Origin of the sequence: Sandaracinus amylolyticus (assembly GCF_000737325.1) — a bacterium.
GTDB classification, from domain to species: Bacteria; Myxococcota_A; Polyangia; order Polyangiales; family Sandaracinaceae; genus Sandaracinus; species Sandaracinus amylolyticus.
Genome location: NZ_CP011125.1, coordinates 7516553 through 7540205 on the forward strand (window position 1 = coordinate 7516553; position 23653 = coordinate 7540205).

Here is a 23653-nt window from a genome sequence, read left to right on the forward strand (position 1 = left end):
TTTCCCACCCGCTCGAAAAGAGCGCTCCGGCCTCGTTCCTTTTCTTCGCAACTCGCTGGCGCATACGGCACGATTGCTACGTGCGCCGACTCGCAGCCCTCCCCGCCGCGCTCCTCTGCATCGTCGCCCTCGTCGTCCCCGCCGGTGCCCAGCAGGCGCCACGCCACGACGAGCTCTCGGAGCGCATCCAGCAGGCCCGCGGCCTCTACATCACCGCGCCCTACGTGCGCGTGAACGGCGCGCGCGGCGTCGTGCGCATCATCCGCTCGTCGGCGATGGATGCTGCGGTCCTCGACCTCAAGGACGCGACCGGCCGCGTCAACTACGACTCCGCGATCCCCGAGCTCCAGGAGCAGGAGACGCGCCTCCACGGCGACGTGCGCGCGCTCGTGCAGACGCTGCACGAGAACGGCATCGTCGCGATCGCGCGCATCGTCTGCTTCAACGATCCCGTGCTCGCGCATCGCATGCCCGATCGCGCGATCCAGGACGTGCGCGCGCACCGTCGCGGCCGCACGCGCGTGTGGACCTCGTGGGGCACCGGCGGCGCGTGGCTCGACCCGTGGGACACGCGCAACCACGACCTCGTGATCTCGGTGGCGCGCGAGGCCGAGGCGCTCGGCTTCGACGAGATCCAGCTCGACTACATCCGGTTCCCGGTCGACGACGGGGTGCCCTACGCGCACTACCCGCACGAGCAACAGGACGTGCGCCGCCGCGACATGCTGCACGCGTTCCTCGGTCGCCTCGACGACGCCGTTCGCATCCCGGTCGGCGTCGACGTGTTCGGCATCCAGGCGTACTGGGAGGGCGACTCCTCGGGGCTCGGACAGGACCTCTCGCTCTGGACCGACGTCGTCGACGTGTACTCGCCGATGCTCTACCTGAACGCGATGCGCGACTGGGAGCGCGGCACGCAGGATCGCGCGCGCCGCCTCGTGCAGATCGGCGTGCAGCGCATGCGGCAGCGCCTCGGGCCGCGCCCGGTGATCCGGCCGTTCCTGCAGGCATTCGAGCAGGAGGCCGAGGACTGGGGCCCGCGCTTCATCGCGAACCAGATCCAAGGCGCGCGACGTGGTGGCTCGGACGGGTTCCTGTTCTGGCACCCGGGCTCGAACTACGGGACCGTGCAGCGCGCGATGCAGGGCATCGCGCACTCGCTCTCGCCGTTCCCGATCCCCGAAGATCGCACCCGCGCCCGCGTCGGCTTCGGCGGCTGAGGCCTCTTGCGCGCTCGCGCGCGCCGCACGGCTCCGTCGCGACGCCGACTCGAGCAGTGCGCCGCGCGCGACGATCACCGTCAGCGCCGTGACGGCGTGCGCGCTCGGCGCGCGCGGAATTGCCCTCGTTCCCAGCCAATTCGCGGGGCACGACCGTTGCTGCTCCAACGGTCTCGTCGATCGGCGTGCTGTGTCGGTGAGCGCGGGGCGTGCGGCCCGTGACGCCGTCGCCGGTCGGACGTCGCGTCGTTCCCACACGCACACGGAGGAACGGAATGAAGAAGACGACATGGTTCGGGACAGCCCTCGCCGGGCTCGCGCTCCTCGGATGCGCCGGCAGCGGAGACGTCGGACGCACCGGCGCCGATCTCGCGTACGTCGACGAGACGACGATCGAGGGGCGCAGTGACCTGTTCCTCGATCCGTCGGTGTCGTGGCGCCCGCAGACGCTCGAGCAGCTCGGCGCCGACGAGAGCACCGTGATCCCCGTCGACGTCGAGATCTACGGCGGCGTCGCGGTCGCGTTCCGGCGCTACCCGGGCAGCCTCGACGCGGCGCGCACGCGCGAGGACATCGTCGCGCTCTTCCGCGTGGTCGAGCGCGTCGAGCACATCACGCCGACGGCCGGCGAGGTGGACGAGACCGGCGAGGACGGCCCGGTGTACGTCCCCGGCGAGCCCACGACGGGCCTCGGCACGCTCGATCGCAACGTGATCGAGCAGCCGCGCGTCGACGGCTTCGACTTCGCGCTCGTCGACTGGATCGACGTGTCGCACCTGCCGACGCCCGACGCGTACGAGCTCTGGCAGGAGCTCCGCGAGAACCACCCGGGCTGCTGACGCCGGCGGGAGGGGTCTTCCGGAATCCGGCAGACTCCTCCCGTTTCCCTCCCGTTTCCACGGCGCAAGAACGCGCTCCCGATCGAGAGTTTCTCTTTTCGAACCGGCCCCGCGAGGCGATCATCGACGCGCAATGCGCGTCCGCCTCCGCCACGAGACCCGATACACGTATCCGCGTCCCGCGCTGCTCGGGCCCCACCTCGTCCGCCTGCATCCCGCCGCGCACGCGCGCGCCGATCTGCTGACGTACCAGCTCGGCATCGAGCCCGCGCACGAGCTGCGGTGGCAGCAGGACCCCTCGGGCAACCGCGTCGCGCGCGTGACGTTCCCGTCGGGGCGCGGCGCCGATCACCTCTCGATCGTCGTCGAGTGCGCGCTCGAGATCCGTCCCGTCAATCCGTTCGACTTCTTCGTCGACGACGACGCGAAGGAGATCCCGTTCGTCTACGCGCCGGGCCTCGCCGCGGAGCTCGCGCCCTACCGCGCGCAGCGCGAGCTCGGACCGCGCACCCGCGCGTTCGTCGAGTCGCTCGCGCCGCGCGGCTACGTGACCGAGTGGCTCGTCGAGCTCAATCGTCGCGTGTCGAGCGAGGTCCGCTACGTCATCCGCGACGAGGCCGGGATCCAGACGAGCGAGGAGACGCTCACGGTCGGTCGCGGCAGCTGTCGCGACAGCGCGGTGCTGCTCGTCGACGCGCTGCGCGCGCGGGGTCTCGCGGCGCGCTTCGTGAGCGGGTACCTCGTGCAGCTCGCGGACGAGGGCGACATCCCCGAGGAGCAGCGCGGCGTCTCGCACGACGTCGTCGATCTGCACGCGTGGGCCGAGGTGTTCGTACCCGGCGCGGGCTGGGTCGGGCTCGACGGCACGAGCGGTCTGCTCTGCGGCGAAGGCCACGTGCCGCTCGCGTGCACCGCGGATCCGTTCCTCGCCGCGCCGGTCGAGGGCACTGCGAGCGAGCCGGGCGCGATCTCGTTCTCGATGGAGATCGCGCGCATCGGGCACGAGCCGAGCCCGAAGCGCCCGTACACCGAGGACCAGTGGACGGCGCTGGTCGCGTGCGGGCATCGCGTCGACGACGCGCTCGCGCGGCGCGGCATCACGCTCACGATGGGCGGCGAGCCGACGTTCGTCTCGCGCGAGCACGTGAAGGAGCCCGAGTGGAACACCACCGCGCTCGGCGAGACGAAGTGGACGCACGGCGTCGCGCTCGCGCGCGAGCTCGCGACGCGCTTCGGCGGCGCTGTCTCCTCGGACGCGACACCGGGCGCGCGCAGCGGCGTGCTCGTGATGCAGCGCATGGGCAAGCACTACCCGGGTGAGAGCCTTCCGCGCTGGGCGATCGATCTCATCTGGCGCCGCGACGGACAGCCGATCTGGCGCGACCTCCGGCGTCTCGCGTTCCCGGGCAAGGAGAAGCCGAACGTCGAGATCGGCGACGCCCAGGCGGACACGCTCGCGCGCGCGATCGCGCGTCGGCTCGGCATCGCGACCACGCCCGTCGCGGGCTACGAAGATCCGTGGATCCACGCGGTGCAGGAGGAGAACCTGCCCGACGACGTCGATCCGCTCACCGCGTCGCTCCGCGATCCCGAGGCGCGCCGCACGCTCGCGCGCGTGCTCGGTCGCGGCCTCGATCACGTGGTCGGTTACGCGGTGCCGATCGGCCGCGAGGGCGAGCGCTGGGTCACGTCGAAGTGGTCGTTCCGGCGCGGCGCGATGTTCCTCGTGCCCGGCGACAGCCCGATGGGCCTGCGGCTTCCGCTCGATCGGCTGCCGGGATCGCCGCCTCCGTCGTTCGAGAAGGACCCGACGACGCTCGGCGCGTCATTCGTCCCGCGCATGCAGCGCCCGGGCGACATTCGCCCGGTGCATACCCTCGCGACCGACGGAATCCTGCGCACCGCGCTCGTCACCGAGGTGCGCGACGGCGTGATGCACGTGTTCGTGCCGCCGCTCCCGAGCGCCGACGACTTCCTCGAGCTCGTCGCGATCATCGAGGACGCGAGCGTCGAGACCGGTCTGCCGGTGCGCGTCGAGGGCTACGCGCCGCCGCACGATCCGCGCCTCCGTACCTGCGCGGTCACGCCGGATCCCGGCGTGCTCGAGGTGAACGTGCCGTTCACCGATCGCTTCGGCGAGTACGTCTCGACGATGGAGACCATCGCCGACGCGGCGCGACACGCGGGCCTCACGACGATGAAGCTGCAGCTCGACGGGCGCGAGAGCGGCACGGGCGGCGGGCACCACCTGACGCTCGGCGGTCCGACGCCGAACGACTCGCCGTTCTTGCGGCGCCCCGATCTGCTCGCGTCGCTGCTGCGCTATCTGCAGGCGCACCCGTCGCTCTCGTACCTGTTCACCGGGCTCTTCGTCGGTCCGACCTCGCAGGCGCCCCGCATCGACGAGGCGCGCCACGAGTCGCTCTACGAGCTCGAGCTCGCGCTCGCGCGCATCCCGCGTCACGGCTCGAGCGACACGCTGCCGCCGCCGTGGCTCGTCGATCGTCTGCTGCGCAACATCTTGATCGACGTCTCGGGCAACACCCACCGCACCGAGCTCTCGATCGACAAGCTCTGGGATCCGGTGAGCCCGAGCGGGCGCCTCGGCCTCGTCGAGCTGCGCGCGTTCGAGATGCCGCCCCACGAGCGCATGGCGGTCGCGCAGATGCTGCTGGTGCGCGGCGTGATGTCGATGCTCGCCGCGTCGCCATGGGAGAAGCCGCTCGTGCGCTGGGGCAGCGAGCTCCACGACCGCTTCATGCTGCCGCACTACCTGTGGCGCGATCTCGAGGACGTGCTCGCGGACCTCGAGCGCAGCGGCGTGACGATGGACGGGGCGTGGTTCCGGCCCTTCCTCGAGCTGCGCTGTCCGACGCTCGGAACGCTGCAGACGGGCGACGTCTCGCTCGAGCTGCGCGCCGCGATCGAGCCGTGGCCGGTGCTCGGGGACGAGTCGGTCGCGGGCGGCACGGCGCGTCACGTCGACTCGTCGCTCGAGCGCGTCGAGGTGCGCGTCGACGGGCTCGTCGAGGGCCGGCACGCGGTGATGGTCAACGGGCTCATGCTCCCGCTGCGCGCGACCGGTCGCGCCGCGGAGCGCGTCGCGGGCGTTCGCTTCCGCGCGTGGCAGCCGCCCTTCTGCCTGCAGCCGACGATCGGCGTGCACCACCCGCTGCGCTTCGACGTCGTCGACCTCTGGGCGCGTCGCTCGCTCGGGGCGTGCACCTACCACGTGTGGCATCCCGAGGGCCGTGCCTACGACGAGCCTCCGCTCACGCTGGCCGAGGCCGCGGCCCGGCGCGCGGCGCGCTTCACCACGCTCGGTCACGCCCCCTACCCGGTCGTGCCGATCGAGACGAAGGCGCACCCCGATCAGCCGTTCACGCTCGATCTGCGGCGCTATCCCGTCGACCGGCGGGTGAACGGCGGATGATCGACGACGCGCTGGACACCCTCGATCGCGCGATCGGAGCACGCTTCGGACACGCGATCTGGATCGGCAGCGAGCCGACGTTCACGGACGCGAGCTCGTTCGACGCGGAGTGGAACGGCGCGGCGCTCGGGCCCACGAAGGAGGCGCGGGCGCGCGCGCTCGTCGCGCGCATCGCGGCGCGCAGGCCGTGGTGCGTGGTGCTGCGATCGGTCGGACGGCAGTACGGCGCGGAGGAGGTGCCGCGCTGGTCGTACGGCCTGTGGGGTCGTCGCGATCGCGACGTCGTGTGGCGCGGTCCGCTCGATCCGCTGCTCGGCGCGGCGGTGATGACGGAGCACGACGCACGCGACGCGTGCGAGCGCGCGCGGGATGCGATCGCGGAGGCGCTCGCGGCGCAGGGCGCGTCGGTCGGGTGCTTCGAGACGGACCACGATCTGCGCATCGTCGCGCGCGCCGACGGCGGCCCGCTCGAGCCGAGCGACGAGCGCTTGCTCGCGCCCTCGCCGCACGACGTGAAGACGCCCGACCGTGGCCTCGACGACGCGCTCGCGCGCGAGGGCACGTGGCTCTTCCGCCTGCGGGTCGAGCGCGCGGAAGGCGGATCGACGGTGCGCCTGGAGCTGCCCGGCATCGGGCGCGTCGACGAGCTCGAGCGCGTCTTCGATCTCCTCGCGCGCGCCCTCGCGCCGGTCGCGCTGCCCTCGCTGATCTTCGCGGGCCATCCGCCGCCGGTCGACGCGCGCATCGCGCACGCGACGGTCACGCCCGATCCCGCGGTGATCGAGGTGAACGCGGCGCCGCACGCGACCGCGCGCGCGTTCGCGGACGACGCGCGCGAGTGGCACGACGCCGCGCGCGACGTGGGGCTCGCGCCGCGCCGGCTCTTCTACGACGGCGAGGCGTCCGACTCGGGCGGCGGCGGGCAGATCACGATCGGCGGACCGAGCGCCGACGAGAGCCCGTTCTTCGTCGCGCCCGCGCTGCTGCCGCGCCTCGTGACGCTCTGCGCGGCGCACCCGTCGCTCTCGTATCTCTTCGCGGTCGACAACGTCGGTCCGTGGAGCCAGTCGCCGCGCGCCGACGAAGGCGTGCGCGCGAGCTTCGGCGAGCTCGTGTTCGCGATCGAGCGCATCGCGCGCGGCGCGCACGCGCTCGATCGCGACACGCTGCAGGGCACGCTCGGGCCCTTCCTGCGCGACGTGACGGGCAACGCGCATCGCGCGGAGATCAACGTCGAGAAGCTGTGGAACGCGGATCTGCCGCAGCGCGGACGGCTCGGGCTCGTCGAGCTGCGCGCGTTCCGCATGGCGCGATCGCCGGAGCGCGCGGCCGCGCTGGGCGCGATGGTGCGCGCGATCGTGGCGTACCTCGCGACGACCGAGATCCCGCTCGAGCTGCCCGACTGGGGTGACGCGCTGCACGATCGATGGCTGCTCCCGACGTTCCTCGCGCGCGATCTCGACGAGGTGCTCGCGACGTTGCGCGGCGCAGGCCTCGGGCTCGGGCGCGCGCTCGAGGACGAGCTGCGCGCCACGCCGGAGCGCGTGATCGGCGTCGCCGAGGATGGTCAATCGCGCTTGACCATCACCCGCGCGCTCGAGATCTGGCCGCTGATCGGCGACGCCGGATCGCAGGAGCAGCACGCCGCGCGGTGGATCGACGCGAGCACGCGACGCATCGAGATCCGCGTCGACGGCGCGCCGGGATCGCGGATCATGGTGAACGGCCACGCGATCGCGCTGCGCGCGCTCGACGATCACACCGCGCTGCGCGGGGTGCGTCACCGCGCGTTCATCCCGGCGCGCGGTCTCCACCCCGGCGTGGCGGCGCAAGTGCCGCTGCGGATCACGTGGCAACGCGAAGGCGCTGCGCGCGCGCTCGAGGCGACGTTGCACGACTGGCGCCCCGGAGGCGGCGCGTACGACGGTCTGCCGCAGGACGATGATGAAGCGCGCCGCCGACGCGAGGAGCGCTTCGTGGTGCGCGAGATCGACGCGCCGGAGATCCAGCACGCGGACGATGCCGCGCGCTGGACGATCGATCTACGCGCTCACTGCGCGTAGGGCTGCGCGCCGGGGAGCACGAGGAGCTCGTAGTAGCCCATGCGCTCCATCGATCCGCGCCACGTGCCGACGCGCAGCACGACCTGGCCGCTGCGCGGGGCGGTGACGATCACGCGCGCGTTGCGCCCGCCCGCCGAGTCGTCGTCCTGCGCGACCTCGATGCCGTCCGAGAACGCGCGCAGGAACACGTCGATCGTGCTGCGGCCCGACATCGACGTGGTGCCGCGCGCGACGACCGTGAACGTCTCGCCGGGCGCCGCGTTCACGACGATCTCGTCGTACTGACCGCCGGTCTCGTCGACGCGATCACCGGGCTCGAGCAGCGAGCTCACCTGCGATCCGATCGAGATCGCGATCGCCTGCCCCGGCCCGCCCACGCCGCCCCATCCCGGCTGCACCGGAGGCTGCTGCGGCTGCGGCTGCACCACGACGCCGCCGCCACCACCCCAGAGCTGATCGTACGGGTTCACCTCGGGCATCCAGTTGCCGGGCGCGCTCTCGAGCACGTACGTGCCGGTCGCGTACGGACCGCCGCGGCTGCGCACGCGCACCGTGTACACGCCGGCCTGTCCCGCGGTGAACGCGAGGCGCGCGTCCATCGAGCCCGGCATCGTCTGATCGCTCGCGATCACCGCACCGTTCCACACGAGCTGGAGGCCGACCGCGAGGCGCTGTCCCGCGTACTGATCGGACGGGCCCGCGACCGCGAGCAGCGTCGCCGTCTCGCCCGCGGAGAGCGCGAGCGCGTAGTCGTGGTAATAGCCGCCGCCCGCGTCCATCGGGTCGTTGCCGCTCAGCTGGCCCGAGACGTACGCGCCGATCTGATAGGGACGCACCGCGCCCGCGACCGGCCCCGGATAGCTCGGCATCGTCCAGTAGCCGGGCACCCATCCACCGCCGTCGGTCGTGGGCGCGATCCAGATCGCGCCCGGCTGCGGCGGCAGCTCCCAGTGACCGTCGACCCACTGCCAGTCGGCGCCGCCCCACGCCCAGTGGCCCTCGATCCACATCTCACCGGGGCTCGTCGGCGGGCGCCATCGCGTGGTGCGACGCGGCGGCTGCGGGACGACCACGCGCACCGGCGGAGGACGACGCGCGACGACGACGCCACCCCCACGACGCGGCGGCTCGACGACCACGACCCCACCGCGCGGAGGCTGCGGCGCGACGACCACCGCACCTCCACGACGCGGCGGCTCCACGACCACCGCGCCTCCGCGACGCGGAGGCTCCACGACCACCGCGCCTCCACGACGCGGCGGCTCGACCACCACCGCACCACCACGCGGCGGCTCGGGCGACACGACCACCGCGCCGCCACGACGCGGCGGCTCGACGACGACGGCGCCACCACGACGCGGCGCATCCGGCGTCACCACCACCGCGCCTCCACGACGCGGCGCTTCGGGCGTCACCACCACCGCGCCTCCGCCACGACGCGGCGCTTCGGGCGTGACCACCACTGCGCCGCCTCGACCGCCGCCTCCACCGCCACCACCTCCGCGGCGCGGCGGTCGCACCTCGACGCGCTGAGCCTCCGCGCGCGAGGCATCGAGCGCGGGCTGCGCGAGCGCGAGCCCGAGCACGAGCGAGACGGAGACGAGCGAGCGCGAGCGGCGAGCCATGCAGACCTCCATGGTCGAGGCGACCAGCGAGCACCGAGAGCGTCTCACGACGCGCGCCTCGGCGCCGAGGGGCTTCGACACGAGCCGATGGGCTCGACGCGACACGGTGCGCCGATATTCACGCACGTCGTACGCAGACGCGCGCGAACGGCGCCGTCATCCGCCGGTCACCATCTCCCACGCGCGCACATCGCGCAGGTCGTCGACCGCGACGTGCGCGCCCACGCGCGCGAGCGCGTCCGCTGCATGCGCTCCCGTCCCGACCGCGAGGCACTCCGCGCCGATCGCGATCGCGGCGCTCACGTCGCGCGGCGTGTCCCCGATCACCACCACGCGGCACTCGCTGCGCGCGCGGCCGAGCCTCGCCGCCCCGCGATCCGCGCCGATCGCGAGCAGCTGCGCGCGATCCTCGGCGTCGCTGCCGAATCCACCGAAGTCGAAGCGATCGTGCAGCGCACCGCGCGTGAGCTTCACGCGCGCGCCCGCCTCGACGTTGCCGGTGCCGAGCCCGATCGCGATCGCGCCCAGCGCGCGCAGCCGCTCGAGCATCTCGACGACCCCGGGCAGCACGCGATAGCCCTCGGAGCGCGTCACCTCGCCTGCGAGGTGCGAGAGGTAGCGCTCGATCAGCGCGTCGATCGCCGCGTCGTGGTCGTCGAGCCCCGCGTTGCGCAGCCCCTGACGCGCGATCGCGCGGTCGGTCATGCCGCCGAAGTCGAACCCCGCGTGCTCCGTGCGCGCGCCGATCTCGACGAACGCGCGCTCCATCGAGCGCCGCCCCGCGCCCCCGCAGCTCACCAGGGTCCCGTCGATGTCGAAGAGCGCGATCGTCGGCCTCATGCGCGCCAGCCTGGCATGCGACCGCCCCGGCGCCACGGGGGATCGCGACTTGGTGCTTCTCTCCCGCGCGCCTGCTCTGCCATCCTCGCGCCGTGCCCGAGACGACACGGTTGCACGAGCTGCTCGCGGTCACCGCGTTCGGCGGCGTCGGCATCGTGCTCGCGGTCGCGATGCTGCTCGCGGCATACGTGCTGCTCACGCGCGAGGAGCGCGCGCGCCTGCGCCTGCCGACCGCGCTGCTCGCGATGCACGTGCTGATGGTCAGCGTCGAGTGGCTGCTGCCCGACGACCCGATGGTGCGGCGTCCGATGCGCGTGCTCGCGATCGGGCTCCTCCTGCTCTCGATGGCGCGCAGCGGCTTCCTGCTGCTGGTGCACGTGCTCGTCGGGCGCCGCGGCAACACGCCGCTGCCCAAGATCATCCAGGACATCCTCCAGGGCGTCTTCTACGCGGGCGCCGGCATCGTCGTGCTGCGCGCCGCGGGCGTCGAGCCGACGTCGCTGCTCACGACGTCGGCGCTGCTCACCGCGGTCATCGGTCTCTCGCTGCAGGAGACGCTCGGCAACCTCTTCGCGGGCCTCGCGATCCAGGCGCAGCGTCCGTTCGAGATCGGCGACTGGATCCAGCTCGACGCGAACGACGCCAGCGTCGGACGCGTGGTCGAGATCAACTGGCGCGCGACGAAGCTGCTCACGATCGACAACGTCGAGATCACGGTGCCGAACGGCGCGCTCGCGCGCGCGTCGCTGCGCAACTACAGCCGCCCGCTGCCGCACGTGCGTCGCGCGGTGACCATCACCGTCGCGCCGGACGTCCCACCCGCGGAGGTGCACCGCCTCTTCGAGGACGCGGTGAAGGGCTCGCCCGGCGTGCTCGAGCAGCCCGCGCCCGACGTGGTCACCGTCGGCTTCACCGACATCGGCGTCGACTACCGCGTGCGCTTCTGGATGACCGAGCTCGAGCGCATCCAGCCGATCGAGGGCGCGGTGCGCGATCGCCTCTGGTACGCGCTGCAGCGCGCCGGGCTCGGCATCCCGGGCGCGCGCCGGCAGGTGCTCGTGCAGCAGGCCACGCGCGAGTCGCGCGCGGAGGAGCAGGCGCAGCACGCGCGCGATCGCGCGACCTCGCTCTACGCCGTCGACTTCCTGCGCAACGTGCCCGAGGACGCGATGCAGCAGCTCGCCGCGTCGACCGCGCGCCGCATGTACGCGCCGGGCGAGACCGTGATCGTCGAGGGCAGCGAGGGCTCGGAGCTCTTCGTCGTCGAGAGCGGCGAGGTCGAGATCGTGATCACGAAGGATCGCGCGCAGGCCGCGCGCGTCGCGACCGTGGGGCCCGGGCGCTTCTTCGGCGAGATGTCGCTGATGACCGGCGAGCGGCGTCGCGCGACGGTGCGCACGCTGACGCAGACCGTGCTCCTCGTCGTCGGCAAGAAGGACCTGCAGCCGATCCTCGAGGGCCATCCGGCGATCGCGCAGCGCATCAGCGAGGTGCTCGCGGAGCGCGACCTCGCGCTCGGCAACGTGCACGCGAAGGACGCGAAGGAGCACAAGAGCATCGTGGAGCAGCGCAGCGACGCGCTGCTCCATCGCATCCGCGCGTTCTTCAGCCTCTAACCGAGCCGCGGATCGCCCACATCACGCCGCCCGCGATCGCCGCGCCCGCGATCGCCGTCGCCCACGAGATCGCCTCGCCCGCGAGCACCGCGCCCAGCACCACGGCGACGATCGGGTTCACGTACGCGTAGCTCATCGCGACCGCGGGGCGCGCGTGACGCAGCAGCCACGCGTACGCGGTGAAGGCGACCAGCGATCCGAGCACCACGAGATGCAGCCACGCGACCGCGGCGCGCAGCGGGATCTCGTGAGGCACGGGCTCGCCGACGAGCGCGCTCACCGCGAGCAGCGTCGCCCCTCCGAGCATCATCTGCGTGGCCGTCGCACCGAGCGCGGTGCCCGGTCGCGCGCGTCCTTCCGCGCGCGACCAGAGCGAGCCGAGCGCGAAGCCGATCGGCGCGAGCACGATCAGCACACCGTCGAGCCCCGCACCGCCGAGCGGCGAGCCGAGCGCGAGCACGATCACCGCCGCGAGCCCGAGCATCATCCCGCCGAGCTCGGCGCGGGTCGGACGCTCGCCGCTCAGCGCGCCCGCGCCGGCGGCGATCAGCGGCGTGGTCGCGCACACGACCGCGGCGATGCCGGACGGCACCGTGCGCTCCGCGGCGGCGACGAGCCCGTTGCCCGCGCCGAAGAGCAGCGCCCCGATCGGCAGCGCGACGAGCCACGTGCGCGCGCGCGGCCATGCCTCGCCGCGCCACCGCGCGATCGCGAGCAGCACCGTGCCCGCGACGACGAAGCGCAGCCCCGCCTGTCCGAACGGCGGCAGCGACTCGACGGCGACGCGCATCGCGAGGTAGGTCGAGCCCCAGATGAGATAGATCGTGGCCAGCGCGCCGACGAGGCGCGGATCGAGCGAGGGCCGTGCGGCGACGAGCGGGAGCGTGGTCGAGCTGCTCATGCGGCTCGTCATGCGCCTCGTGGGTGCACCGGTACAGATGCAGGAACGCGCGACCAGGGCCGGTACAGATGCGCGCTGTACCGGTGTCGGCCTCCCGAATCTGTGCTGGTCGCTCGCGCGCTCGGCCATCACACTCGAGCGCATGGCACGGGCTGCGGCCGAGGACGATGCGTTCCTCTACGAGCGCATCGCCGACGAGCTGGACGATCTGATCGGGCGCGGCGCGCTGCGCGCGGGCGATCGGCTGCCCAGCGTGCGCAGGCTGAGCGAGGAGCGCGGCGTGAGCGTCGCGACGGTCGTCGCGGCGTACCTGCTCCTCGAAGGTCGCGGCGTCGCCGAGGCGCGCCCCAAGTCGGGCCACTTCGTGCGCGCGCGCTCGAGCGCCGAGGCGAAGGTGCCCTCGGTCCCGCGGCGCACCGCGGCGCCGGCGCGCGTCTCGATCGACGCCGACGCGGATCAGCTCATCCAGGCGATGCTGCAGGCGCGTCACGGCGAGGTCCCGCTCGGCTGCGCGTACCTCGCGCCCGAGCTCCTGCCGCTGCGCAAGCTCAACACGATGCTCGCGCAGGTCGCGCGCGAAGGCGGCGGCCCGGGCGGCGCGTACGACGAGCTGCGCGGCTCGCTCCAGCTGCGACGGCAGCTCGCGCGCCTCGCCGCGGGGTGGGGCGTCGCGCTCGGCGAGGACGAGCTCGTCACGACGCTCGGCGGCACCGACGCGCTCAACCTCGCGATCGGCGCGCTGACGCGCCCCGGCGACGTGATCGCGCTCGAGTCGCCGGCGTACTTCGCGTTCCTGCGGATGTTCGATCACCACGGGCTGCGCGCGATCGAGATCCCGACCGATCCGCGCACCGGCCTCGATCTCGACGCGCTCGCGGACGCGCTGCGGCGGGCGCCGGTGCGCGCGGTGCTGTGCTCGCCGAACTTCCAGAACCCGCTCGGCGCGCGCATGCCCGACGAGCACAAGGAGCGCTTGGTCCGCATGGTCTCGCGCCGCGGCATCGCGCTCATCGAGGACGACGTCTACGGCGATCTCGCGCACGACGGATCGCGCCCGCGCCCCGCGAAGGCGTTCGATCGCGACGGCTCGGTGCTGCTCGTCGGATCGATGTCGAAGACGCTCGCGCCCGGCTATCGCGTCGGCTGGCTCGCGCCCGGGCGCTTCGACGAGCCGGTGCTGCGCCGCAAGAGCGCGATGACGCTCGCGTGCCCGACGCCGACCGAGATGGCGGTCGCCGAGCTGCTGGAGCACGGCGGCTACGAGCGCCACCTCCGTCGCCTGCGCCGCGCGCTCGCCGATCAGAGCGCGCAGCACCGCGACGCGATCGTGCGCGCGTTCCCGGAGGGGACGCGCGTCTCGCAGCCGCAGGGCGGGTTCGTGCTGTGGGTCGAGATGCCGCACGGCATCAGCGGCATCGAGCTCCAGGCGCGCGCGCTCGAGCAGGGCATCGCGATCGCGCCGGGGCCGATCTTCTCGGCGCGCGCTCGCTTCCAGAGCTGCATCCGGATCAGCAGCGGGCACCCGTTCTCGCCGCGGATCCACCGCGCGATCGCGACGCTGGGCCGCCTCGCGCACGAGTCGTGACCGCGCGCGCTCACTCCTCGCGGAGCTCGGCGTACTCGATGCGCTCGCCGGTCGAGAGCTGACAGCGCCCCGCGCCTCCCGCCTCCGGTCCCTCCTCGGGACGCGCGAGCTGGAAGACGCAGCGCATGCGCTGACCCTCGGGGCCTCGCAGCTGCGCGACCATGCGGCCCGAGTACACACGATCGAAGCTCGCGTCGTGGTACGTCGTCCCCTCCGAGTACGACGGCGCGGCCCACGACGACCAGTACGGCCCGAGGTCCTCGCGCACCACGCTCGAGTGCACCTGCATGAAGCGCCCGTCGAACGCGCGGCCGTCGGGCAGCGTCGCGTGGATGCTGCCCTCGGTCGCGTTCGGGTCGGCGCGCCACGCGAACGCGACCTCGCCGCCTTCCTCGGGCTTCCCGTCGCGCTCGAGCACACCGTCGCCGACGCCCGTGGTCGCGCACCCCACGAGCACCGCCGAGGCCGCGAGGATGATCGTGGTGTTCCGCATCGCGCTGCTCCGCTCCGCGATCGAAGCAAGCGGTGCGCCTCGTCCGGGGTCGCCGCCCTGCGCGTCGTCGCGCGCTTCGTCGTGCTCGCGCGCGGACTATCTGTCGGCGTCGAGAGGCACGACGTGCACACGAACCCCGTGATCGTCGTCGTCGACGACCAGCCGGCTTCGCTCGAGGCGCTCCGCGACGCGCTCGAGCGGCGCTACCACGCGGACTACCGCGTGCGCGCGTTCACGGCGCCCGACGATGCGCGCGCCGAGCTCGCGGATCTGCGCGCGCGCGGCGAGCCCGTCGCGCTCGTGATCGCCGATCAGTGGATGCCGGGGACGACCGGCGTCGAGCTCCTCGACGACGCGCACCGACTGCACCCGCACGCGGAGCGCGCGCTGCTCGTCGAGTGGGCGGATCGCGCGGCGGCACCGGCCATCCTGCAGGGCTGCGCGTTCGGCCGGCTCGAGAGCTACGTGATCAAGCCGTGGTCGCCGCCCGAGGTGCACCTGTATCCGCTCGTCGGCGAGCTGCTCGCGGACTGGACGCGCGTGCACGGCGATCGCCTCGAGCTGCTGCGCATCGTCACCGCGATTCCGTCGCGGCGCGGGCGCGAGCTCCAGGAGCTGCTCCAACGCAGCGGCATCCCGTATGGCGTGCGTGACGCGTCGAGCCCCGAGGGCGTGCAGCTCCTGCGCGACACCGGGCTCGCGCACGCACAGCTCCCGGTGCTCGTGTTCTTCGACGGTCGCGCGCTCGTCGATCCCAGCAACGCGGAGCTGCAGGACGCGATCGCCGAGGCCGCGCCGAGCGAGACGTCGTGCGACCTCGCGATCGTCGGCGCGGGCCCGGCGGGCCTCGCGGCCGCGGTGTACGCCGCGTCGGAAGGCCTCCGCACGTTCGTGATCGAGCGCGAGGTCGTCGGCGGGCAAGCGGGCACGAGCGCGCTGATCCGCAACTACCTCGGGTTCCCGCGCGGCATCAGCGGCGCGGAGCTCGCGCGGCGCGCGTGGGAGCAGGCGTGGCTCTTCGGCGCGAAGTACGTGCTCGCGCGGGCGGTCGTCGAGCTGCGCGCCCAGGGCGCGGAGCGCGTGCTGGTGCTCGAGGACGGCCGCACCCTCCACGCGCGCGCCGTGCTCGTCGCGACGGGCGCGAGCTACCGCCGGCTCGACGTGCCTGCGGTCGAGCGCTTCGTCGGCGCGGGCGTGTACTTCGTCGTCGGCGGTGACCCGCGCGTGATGGCGGGCCACGACGCGTTCGTCGTCGGCGCCGGCAACTCCGCCGGGCAGGCGGTGCTCCACCTCGCGAAGCACGCGCGGAAGATGACGCTCCTCGTCCGCGGCGCGTCGCTCGCGCGCTCGATGTCGGCGTACCTCGTCGGCGAGATCGCGCGCGCGCCGAACATCGAGGTGCGCTTCGAGACCGAGGTCGCGGGCGCGGCGGGCAAGAGCAAGCTGGAGCAGCTCACGCTGCGTGATCGGCGCACCGGCGCGCTCGAGACGGTCCCGGCCGAGATGCTCTTCGTGATGATCGGCGCGCTCCCGCACACCGAGTGGCTCGAGGGCGTCGTGCAGCGCGACGCGCACGGGTACCTGCTGACCGGCGCCGACGCGGGTGCCGGCGGGCCCGCGCCGATGCGCTTCGAGACCAGCCTGCCCGGCGTGTTCGCGGCCGGCGACGTGCGCCACGGATCGGAGAAGCGCCTCGCGTCGGCGGTCGGCGAAGGCGCGGCCGTCGTGCGCGAGGTGCACGAGCGCCTTCGCGCGCCGGTCGCGGTCGCGTCGAGGACGAGCGCGGTGTGGAGCGAGGTCTCGCCGTGAGGCTTCTTCCCCGTTGCGCGCGGCGGCGCGCGAGTGTCCAATCGCGTTCATGTCGTGGGCCGCTCGGACGGTCGCGCTGCTGTTCCCCCTCCTCGTCGCCTCGCACGCGTCGGCGCAGGCGCCGCCCGATGCCGCGCTCGATCGCGCCGTCGACCATGCGCGCGCTGCGCTCGACGCCTGCGCGATCGCGTCGCGCGCATCGCTCGCGGAGCTGCGCACGACCGTGGTGCGCGTCGAGCTCGCGCGGCCGCGCCGCGTCGACGTCACGGTCACCGAAGGCCCGACCGGCACCGCGCGCGGCGGGCTCCAGCGCTGCATCGCGCGCGAGCTCGGCGACGTGCTGCGCGCCGATCGCAGCGTGGTCGCGCCGCTCGTCCGCGAGCTTCGTCCCTACGTCGATCTCGCGCTGCCGATGGACCCGCCGCCGACCACGCCGCGCACCATCGCGCGCCCCGTCGATCTCGTCACGCTGCGCGCCCAGCTCGCGCGCCTGCCCGACGATCGCGCACGCCTCGAGCAGCTCGCGACGCTCGAGCGCGACGCGCGTGGCGTGACCGAGCTCGACGCCGCGACGCTGCTCGATCTCTTCTCGACCGAGCGACGCGCCGCGGCAGGACGGCTGTGCCGCGTCGCGGTGGGACGTCACGCGCTCGAGCGCTTGATGGCGCCGCTCGCGGGGCCCGATCGACGCTGGCTCCGCGCCGCGACACGCGGTCGTTGCGGCGTCGATCCGCGCGCCGAGCACGACTGAGCCTCGGGCCCATACGACCGCGCATGTCGGCCGATCGCGGCCGCGCGCGCACCTCGTGATCGTTCCCATCCGGGCCCATGTTGGGCGTACTCTGGGTTCACCACCTGGGGGCGGGAGCGGTCGTTTCGCTGGATGTTCCACTACTTCGGATACGGCTCGAACCTCAGCGTCATCTCGCTCCGCGCCAAGGGCGTCCATCCGCTCAGCTCGGAGCCCGCGATCCTCGAAGGATGGCGCCTCACCTTCGACATCCCCGACTTCTTCCCGATCGAAGGCGGGACGGGGAACATCCAGCCCGCGACCGACGACGCGGTGCACGGCGTGCTGCACGCGTGTCGCGACGCGGATCTCGCGCGGCTCGATCAGCTCGAGGCGCTCGGCGTCACGTACCGTCGCGTCGAGACCTCGGTCACGACGTACGGCGGTCGGCGCGTGCGCGCGTACGCGTACGTCGGGATCCCCGACATCCTCGACGCGCGCTGTCGGCCCTCGGAGCGCTACCGCAACATCCTCGTCGCGGGCGCGACCGACATGCGCCTCGACCCGCGCTACGTCGCGCGGCTGCGCGCGATGCCCACGCACCCGCGCCCCGAGCGCGGCCCGTTCGTGCCGAGCGAGGACGGACGCGATCACGACGCGGACGAGATCGCGTCGCGCCGCGAGCTCGTCGTGCTCGCGGGCCACGTCTTCGACACGTCGCACGCGCGCCCCGAGCACACGTACCTGCGCGGCCTGCTCGGCGGACGCGACGCGACGCTGCTCTTCCTGCGCCGCATGGACACCAGCGACGGCCACGAGCAGCTCGAGACGGTGCGCCGCGGTGTCTTCACGCCCGCGCAGCGCCGCTACCTCGACGGCTACCTGCACGAGTTCGCGCGCGAGTACCGCTGGGTCGGCCGCGTGCGCAGCGACGACGACGCGCAGCGCGTGCCCGAGATCACGAAGCCTGCGGCGCAGCGCCCGCGCGTGAAGCGCGCGTCGGACGCACCGAAGCGCGCCTCGTGGGTGCCGACGCACGCGCTCACGTCGCGCCCTCCGGGCACGCTCGTCATCCCGTCGCGCGCGGTGCTCGACGAGTCCGATCGCGACTACGAGACGCTCGGCCACGAGAACCGCGGGTTCCTCTCCGACCTGCACGGCTTCATGCCGCGCGAGCAGCCCGCGACGTCGATGCCCGCGTCGCACCGCGCGTGGGACGAGGTCGCCGCGCAGCTCCCCGCGCTCTACCGCACGCTGAAGCTGCGCCGCGAGATCGACGCGCTGCCGATCCTCGATGCGAGCGCGGAGCACCTCGCCGACGAGCACCTGCTGCGCGCGTCGATGGTGCTCGCGATGCTCTCGCACGCGTACCACTACGTCGAGGCGCATCCGCCGGGGCGCCACCCCGACGCGCTCACGAGGCCGTGGGCCCAGGTGCGCGAGCGGCTCGGGCGCGGGCCCGCGGTGCTCTCGTACCTCGACCTCATCGTCTACAACTGGCGCTTCGTCGATCCCGAGGCCGCGGATCCGATGCGCGTCGACAACCTCCGCCTGCTCGTGCCGACCGTCGACACGAAGGAGGAGCGCGTCTTCTATCTCACGCAGACCGAGATCCTCGCGCACACCGCGCCGATCGTGAGCGCGGTGGTGCGCGCGCAGGAGGCCGTGGTCACCGACGATCGCGAAGCGCTCGAGTGCGCGCTCGCGACGATCCTGACGAGCCTGCAGCGCGTGGTGCGCGAGTCGCTGCTGCACATCGATCCCAACCCGCGCGGCCGCACCCACGTCGATCCGGTGATCTGGGCGAAGGGCGTCGCGCCGTTCGCGGTGCCGATGCAGGAGGGCGTGCAGGGCCCGAGCGGGACGAGCTCGCCGATCTTCAACACGCTCGACGTGTTCTTCGGTCGCAAGCGCTACGAGACCTTCCTCGGCAAGGAGATCCACGCGCTGCGCACGACGTACCCGCCGCTGTGGCGCGCGTTCCTCGCGGCGCTGCAGGAGATCTCGGTGCCCGGCTACGTCGCGACGCGCGGCGACGCGAACCTGCGCGGGCTGCTGCAGGACGTGGTCGCGGAGTACGCCGGGCCGAACGGGTTCCTCGGCCGCCACCGCATGAAGGTCTACGGGTACCTCGAGCTCGCCTTCAAGGTCGGCCGCAGCGTCACGATCGGCGGCTTCAAGGGGATGTTCCGCGATCGCACGTGGGACCAGGTCGACGGCGAGCTCGAGAAGGCGCGCGAGGAGCGCGTGCAGAGCTTCCCCGCGACGGTGCACCGCGCGAAGGCCGCGCGCGTGCTGCCGAGCGATCCCGACGCGGCGGGCGGCGTGCACACCGTGGTGCTCGACGTGCGCGGCACCGGCGTGCGCTTCGAGGCGGGCGATCGCTGCGGCGTGCTGCCCGAGCACGCGCACTCGCTGATCGCGCGGACGCTGCGCGCGCTGCGCGCGACCGGCGACGAGGAGATGCCGCTCACGCCCGAGTGGCGCGAGCACCTCGCGATGCGCCCCGACGTCGACGCGGGCGACACGCTGCGCCTCGCCGACATGCTGCGCTTCGGCGCGATCCGCCCGGTCGGGCCGCGCCTCGCCGAGGGTCTGCACGCGCGCACCCAGCACCCGCTGCTCGAGCACGCGATCACGAGCGGCACCACGTCGCGCTGGGAGCTCTGGGATCTCCTCGAGCTGCTCGCGACGAGCGGCTTCGATCCCTCGAGGCTGGTGCGCGATCCCGCCACCGGCGAGCCGAGCGCGGCGCTCGCGAAGCTGCTGCCGCCCGAGGCGTTCCGCATGTACTCGATCTCGTCGGTGATGGGCTCGGCGGGCGGCGGTCACGCCGACGAGCTGCACCTGACGATCGGCCGCGTCGCGTACCGCACCCGCACGACCGAGGGCGGCCCCGAGATCGAGCGCCGCGGCACGTGCTCGTCGTTCCTCGCGCGCGCGGCGTCGCGCGACGAGCCGATCGCGATCGTGATCCAGCACCCCGCGCGCTTCGGCCTGCCGCGCAGCGCGCGCACGCCGATCGTCATGATCGCGGGCGGCACCGGGCTCTCGCCGTTCCGCGGGTTCCTCGTCGAGCGCGGCAGGCAGCTCGCGGCGGGCCCGGCGTGGCTCTTCCTCGGCATGCGCGAGCGCGCGCACTTCGCGTACGACGACGAGCTCGCGCCGCACCTCGAGAGCGGCACGCTCGAGCTGCGCGTCGCGATCTCGCGCGAGGACGTCGACGCGCGCGTCGTGAAGGACGGAGGGCGCGCGCGCATCGAGTGGCGCGACGGGACGCGCAAGCGGGTACCCGATCTGCTCCTCGATCCCGAGACGAGCGCGCGGCTCGACGCGCTGGTGCGCAGCGCGGCCGAGGGCGGCGCCGGCGCGCACGTCTACGTGTGCGGCCGGACCGCGTTCGCGCGCAGCGCGCTCGACGCGCTCGAGCAGGTCTTCCGACGACACGCGCGCACCGACGATCCCGCGACCGAGGCGCGCGATCGCATCGCCGAGATCGTCGCCGAGGGCCGCCTCGCGATCGAGGTGTTCAGCGGTGATCGCGAGCAGGACGCGCTGCCGCCGATCGACGCGTCGGAGCTCGCGCGGCACAACGACGAGACGCACGGCCACTGGATGGCGATCGAAGGCCGCGTCTACGACATGACGCAGTTCATCCGCGAGCACCCGGGCGGCCGGCACATCCTCCAGGCCTACGCGGGGCTCGACGCGACCGCGGGCTACGCGCGCTCCCACGCAGGGCGCACCGAGATCCACGCGGCGCGCGAGATGTACGCGATCGGCCGGCTGCGCGCGCTCGATCTCGGCGGCGTGATCGCGACGGTGCACGGCAACGGCAAGAGCCGGCGCGCGTCGCTCTCGGTCGCGCACGGCGCGTGGGTGTCGCTGCTCTTCCTGCTCGTCGAGATGCAGAACGCGCTGCGCCACGATCACGCGCTGCAGCACGGCGAGACGACGCGGGACGAGCCGCTGCGCCCGCGCTCGCCGTACAAGCTGCAGCACGCGGTCGAGACGCACCATCGCTTCCTCTGCAGCTACGTCGACGCGCTGTGCGCGGAGTCGATCCCGCACGTGAGCGCGGTGACGCAGGCGTTCTTCGCGCCCGAGGACGATCCCTTCGTGATGCGCGGAGAGGTGACGGCGCTGCTCGCGAGCGACGAAGCGCGCTTCGTCGACGGGCTCGTGCCCGCGCTCTTCGAGAGCGTCACGCGGGTGATCGCGGAGGACGACGAGTGGGGCGAGCCGGGCCCGGAGCGGCGGCGGCTCACCCACGCGATCGACGTGCTGGAGCGCGCGGACGCGGCGCTCCTCGCGTCGCTCAAGCACATCGCGCGCGACGCGGTGCGCGCGTACGAGGCTCACGAGAAGCACGTGATCGAGCGCGACGGCGCCCGCGTGCAGAGCGCCTGCCGGCGCATGGTGGACGAGCTGCGGCGATATCATCGATCGATCGCGCAGCGACTGGGGCAGAGCAGCGGCTGGGTCGCGCACCCGCCCGCGAGACGCGCCTCCGAGGTGGAGAGCACGATGACGACGATGCACGCGAACCCGCACTGGACGCTCGAGATCGACGGCGTCGGCCGCTTCCTCGTGCTCCGGCGCACGCCGGTCCCGTTCGAGACGATCGAGGAGGTCCTGCACTCGAACGACGACGTGATCTCGCACTTCCAGCTGCAGCACCGGCAGTGGGGCATCGTCGTCGACATGCGCCAGGCGCCGCGGCGGAACGATCCCGACTTCGAGAACGCGATGCGCCGGCTGCGCGAGCGCATCGGCGAGAGCTTCGCGCGCGTGGCGCTGGTGCTGAGCAGCGCGGCGGGCGTGCTGCAGGTGAACCGCATCGCGCGCGACGAGGGCGCGTCGACGTTCGCGACGCTCGACGAGAGCGCGGCGGTGAGGTTCGCGCGCGGGCTCGGGTGAGGAGAATTTCCGAGGAGAGTGAGCCGACGCGACCGCCTTGCGCCTCCTCGTTGCAGCGCGACCTCCAACTCACACCGGTGTGAGCTGCGACTCGCACCGGTGTGAGTCGGAGCTCACACCGGCGTGAGGTACGCTCCGCGTCGTGGCGACCCGCAAGAAGACGGCGAAGAAGGGCCCGACGAGCGCGTTCGTGAACGCTGCCCGCCAGGCGAAGGCGCTCGGGGACGAGACCCGCGCGAAGAAGCTGAAGTCGCTGCTCGCGCTGATCGAGCGCCGCAAAGCGCGGATCGTCGAGGACTTCTACGACATCGGCGAAGCGCTCCGCACGATCCTCCGCGAGCGATTGTTCGAGCAGCGTTACGCCTCGTTCGACGCGCTGGTCGAGCAGGAGATCGGGATGGCGCCGGGGACCGCATACCGCCTCATCGCGGTGGTTGACGCGCTCCCGCGAGAGAAGGCGATCGAGCTCGGGCAGGAGAAGTCGTACGCGCTCGTGACCTACGCGGGCGCGACGCCCGAGGCCGACTCGCCGCTCGCGCTCGCCGACGCGCCGATCGCGAAGTCGAGCGCGAACGAGATCAAGCGCGCGGCGGCGAAGCTCCGCGCGAAGAAGAAGGCCGCGAGCACGCCGAAGGAGACGAAGGCGCTGATCGCGAAGATCGTCGCCGCGGTGCGCGCGCTCGGGCTGCGCAAGCCGGTCGCGAGCCTGCGCGGCAAGACCCTGACGGTGCGCGTCGAGCTGCCGGAGTAGCGCGAACGATCACGTGCGACGCCGCCGGCGCGCTCCGAGCAGCGCGGCGTCGCAGCGCGTGCGCAGCGTGTCCCGCGATGATCGCGTCACCACGACCGCGGTGACCTCGAGGTGTCCGCTGGGTACCTCGGGATGAATGAACGGGATCGCGAGCCCTGCGACCGCGCGCGTCACAGCCTCGCACGTCGCCTGCGCGTCGACGCCGGGCGCCGGGAGGATCGCGAGCTCGTCGCCGCCGACACGCGCGAGACGTCCACGCGAGCGCGCGAGCGCTCCGACCGCGGCGTGGACGCGCGCGAGCGCGAGGTCGCCGTCCTCGTAGCCATACGCGACGTTGAAGTCCCGCATCCGATCGACGTCGACGAACACGATCGGCTCCGACCCGCCGAGCTGCTCGAGTTCCGTGCGTTCCTCGCGCACCTGGGCGCGCCACTCGCCGTCGAACGCGACGTCGACGGTGAGCCAGCGCCCGAACGTGAACGCGATGACCATCACCGGCGACTCGTCCCATCCGCCGCACGCCTTCAGGACCGCGATCGCGCCGGCAGCGTCCTCGCTCGCGTCCTCGGGGTCACGCGACCACCACGACGCGACGGCCGCACCGGTCGCCTCGCGCTCGATCGCGGCGACGACCGGCAGCTCGCGCAGCAGCACGTTGGCCGCGCGCTCGCGGTGCGACGTGGGCGCGAGCACTGCGATCGGACGGGCTGCGTCGACGACGTGGAACACGGTCGAGCGCGCGGCGTCGACCTTTTCTCGAGCGCCGGGCATCACGACGCGGCCGCGCGCGAGATCGACGACGCCGATCCCGTCGCGCAGCCGCATCGC

The 23653-nt window shown here is 73.2% G+C and carries 15 protein-coding genes; 10 read left to right on the forward strand and 5 right to left on the reverse strand.

Going from position 1 to position 23653, the window contains the following annotated elements; all coding sequences use genetic code 11:
* The first annotated feature begins 80 nt into the window (after positions 1–80).
* The 4 genes from DB32_RS31750 to DB32_RS31765 all read left to right on the forward strand — a co-directional run bounded on the left by DB32_RS31750 (position 81) and on the right by DB32_RS31765 (position 7555).
* Entirely contained in the window at positions 81–1220 is a 1140-nt protein-coding gene (locus DB32_RS31750; RefSeq protein ID WP_053236401.1) for a putative glycoside hydrolase, read from the forward strand.
* Between the two features lie 275 nt (positions 1221–1495).
* Positions 1496–2059 (forward strand): hypothetical protein, encoded by a 564-nt coding sequence (locus tag DB32_RS31755; protein ID WP_053236402.1) that lies wholly within the window; start codon positions 1496–1498, stop codon positions 2057–2059.
* A 133-nt stretch (positions 2060–2192) separates the two neighbouring features.
* Positions 2193–5492, forward strand: coding sequence for a transglutaminase family protein (locus DB32_RS31760; RefSeq protein ID WP_053236403.1), 3300 nt, complete (start codon positions 2193–2195; stop codon positions 5490–5492).
* Positions 5489–7555: a transglutaminase family protein gene (locus tag DB32_RS31765; RefSeq protein WP_053236404.1), complete on the forward strand. Its 2067-nt coding sequence runs from the start codon at positions 5489–5491 to the stop codon at positions 7553–7555. The genes DB32_RS31760 and DB32_RS31765 overlap by 4 nt, the downstream gene beginning before the upstream one ends.
* On the opposite strand, the gene DB32_RS31770 is transcribed toward DB32_RS31765, so the two are convergent.
* Positions 7543–9180: a YXWGXW repeat-containing protein gene (locus tag DB32_RS31770; RefSeq protein WP_157069618.1), complete on the reverse strand. Its 1638-nt coding sequence runs from the start codon at positions 9178–9180 to the stop codon at positions 7543–7545. The two genes, DB32_RS31765 and DB32_RS31770, sit on opposite strands and share 13 nt — an antisense overlap.
* Positions 9181–9336: 156 nt before the next feature.
* Positions 9337–10020, reverse strand: coding sequence for an HAD family hydrolase (locus DB32_RS31775; protein ID WP_053236406.1), 684 nt, complete (start codon positions 10018–10020; stop codon positions 9337–9339).
* A 92-nt stretch (positions 10021–10112) separates the two neighbouring features.
* On the opposite strand from DB32_RS31775, the gene DB32_RS31780 reads away from it, so the two are divergent.
* A complete protein-coding gene (locus tag DB32_RS31780) occupies positions 10113–11636 on the forward strand; it encodes a mechanosensitive ion channel family protein (protein ID WP_157069619.1) in 1524 nt (507 codons plus the stop codon).
* Here the strand turns inward: DB32_RS31780 and DB32_RS31785 are convergent.
* Complete coding sequence (locus DB32_RS31785; protein WP_053236408.1) at positions 11626–12537, reverse strand: EamA family transporter; 912 nt, start codon at positions 12535–12537, stop codon at positions 11626–11628. The genes DB32_RS31780 and DB32_RS31785 overlap by 11 nt on opposite strands.
* Positions 12538–12679: 142 nt before the next feature.
* Here DB32_RS31785 and DB32_RS31790 point away from each other — a divergent pair, with 142 nt between their 5' ends.
* Positions 12680–14122: an aminotransferase-like domain-containing protein gene (locus DB32_RS31790; protein ID WP_053239024.1), complete on the forward strand. Its 1443-nt coding sequence runs from the start codon at positions 12680–12682 to the stop codon at positions 14120–14122.
* A 10-nt stretch (positions 14123–14132) separates the two neighbouring features.
* On the opposite strand, the gene DB32_RS47330 is transcribed toward DB32_RS31790, so the two are convergent.
* Positions 14133–14615, reverse strand: a complete 483-nt coding sequence (locus DB32_RS47330; protein ID WP_053236409.1) for a hypothetical protein — start codon at positions 14613–14615, stop codon at positions 14133–14135.
* 123 nt (positions 14616–14738) lie between these two features.
* Between DB32_RS47330 and DB32_RS31800 the strand changes: the two genes are divergently transcribed.
* From DB32_RS31800 to DB32_RS31815, 4 genes are all read left to right on the forward strand, one after another.
* A complete protein-coding gene (locus DB32_RS31800) occupies positions 14739–16424 on the forward strand; it encodes an NAD(P)/FAD-dependent oxidoreductase (RefSeq protein WP_053236410.1) in 1686 nt (561 codons plus the stop codon).
* A gap of 49 nt (positions 16425–16473) precedes the next feature.
* Entirely contained in the window at positions 16474–17175 is a 702-nt protein-coding gene (locus DB32_RS31805; RefSeq protein WP_053236411.1) for a hypothetical protein, read from the forward strand.
* A gap of 132 nt (positions 17176–17307) precedes the next feature.
* Positions 17308–22074, forward strand: a complete 4767-nt coding sequence (locus DB32_RS44585; protein ID WP_075097676.1) for a cytochrome b5 domain-containing protein — start codon at positions 17308–17310, stop codon at positions 22072–22074.
* A gap of 142 nt (positions 22075–22216) precedes the next feature.
* Positions 22217–22825: a hypothetical protein gene (locus DB32_RS31815; RefSeq protein WP_053236412.1), complete on the forward strand. Its 609-nt coding sequence runs from the start codon at positions 22217–22219 to the stop codon at positions 22823–22825.
* A gap of 9 nt (positions 22826–22834) precedes the next feature.
* Here DB32_RS31815 and DB32_RS47335 read toward each other — a convergent pair whose 3' ends face one another.
* Positions 22835–23650 (reverse strand): diguanylate cyclase domain-containing protein, encoded by an 816-nt coding sequence (locus DB32_RS47335; RefSeq protein WP_157069620.1) that lies wholly within the window; start codon positions 23648–23650, stop codon positions 22835–22837.
* Between the last annotated feature and the right edge of the window lie 3 nt (positions 23651–23653).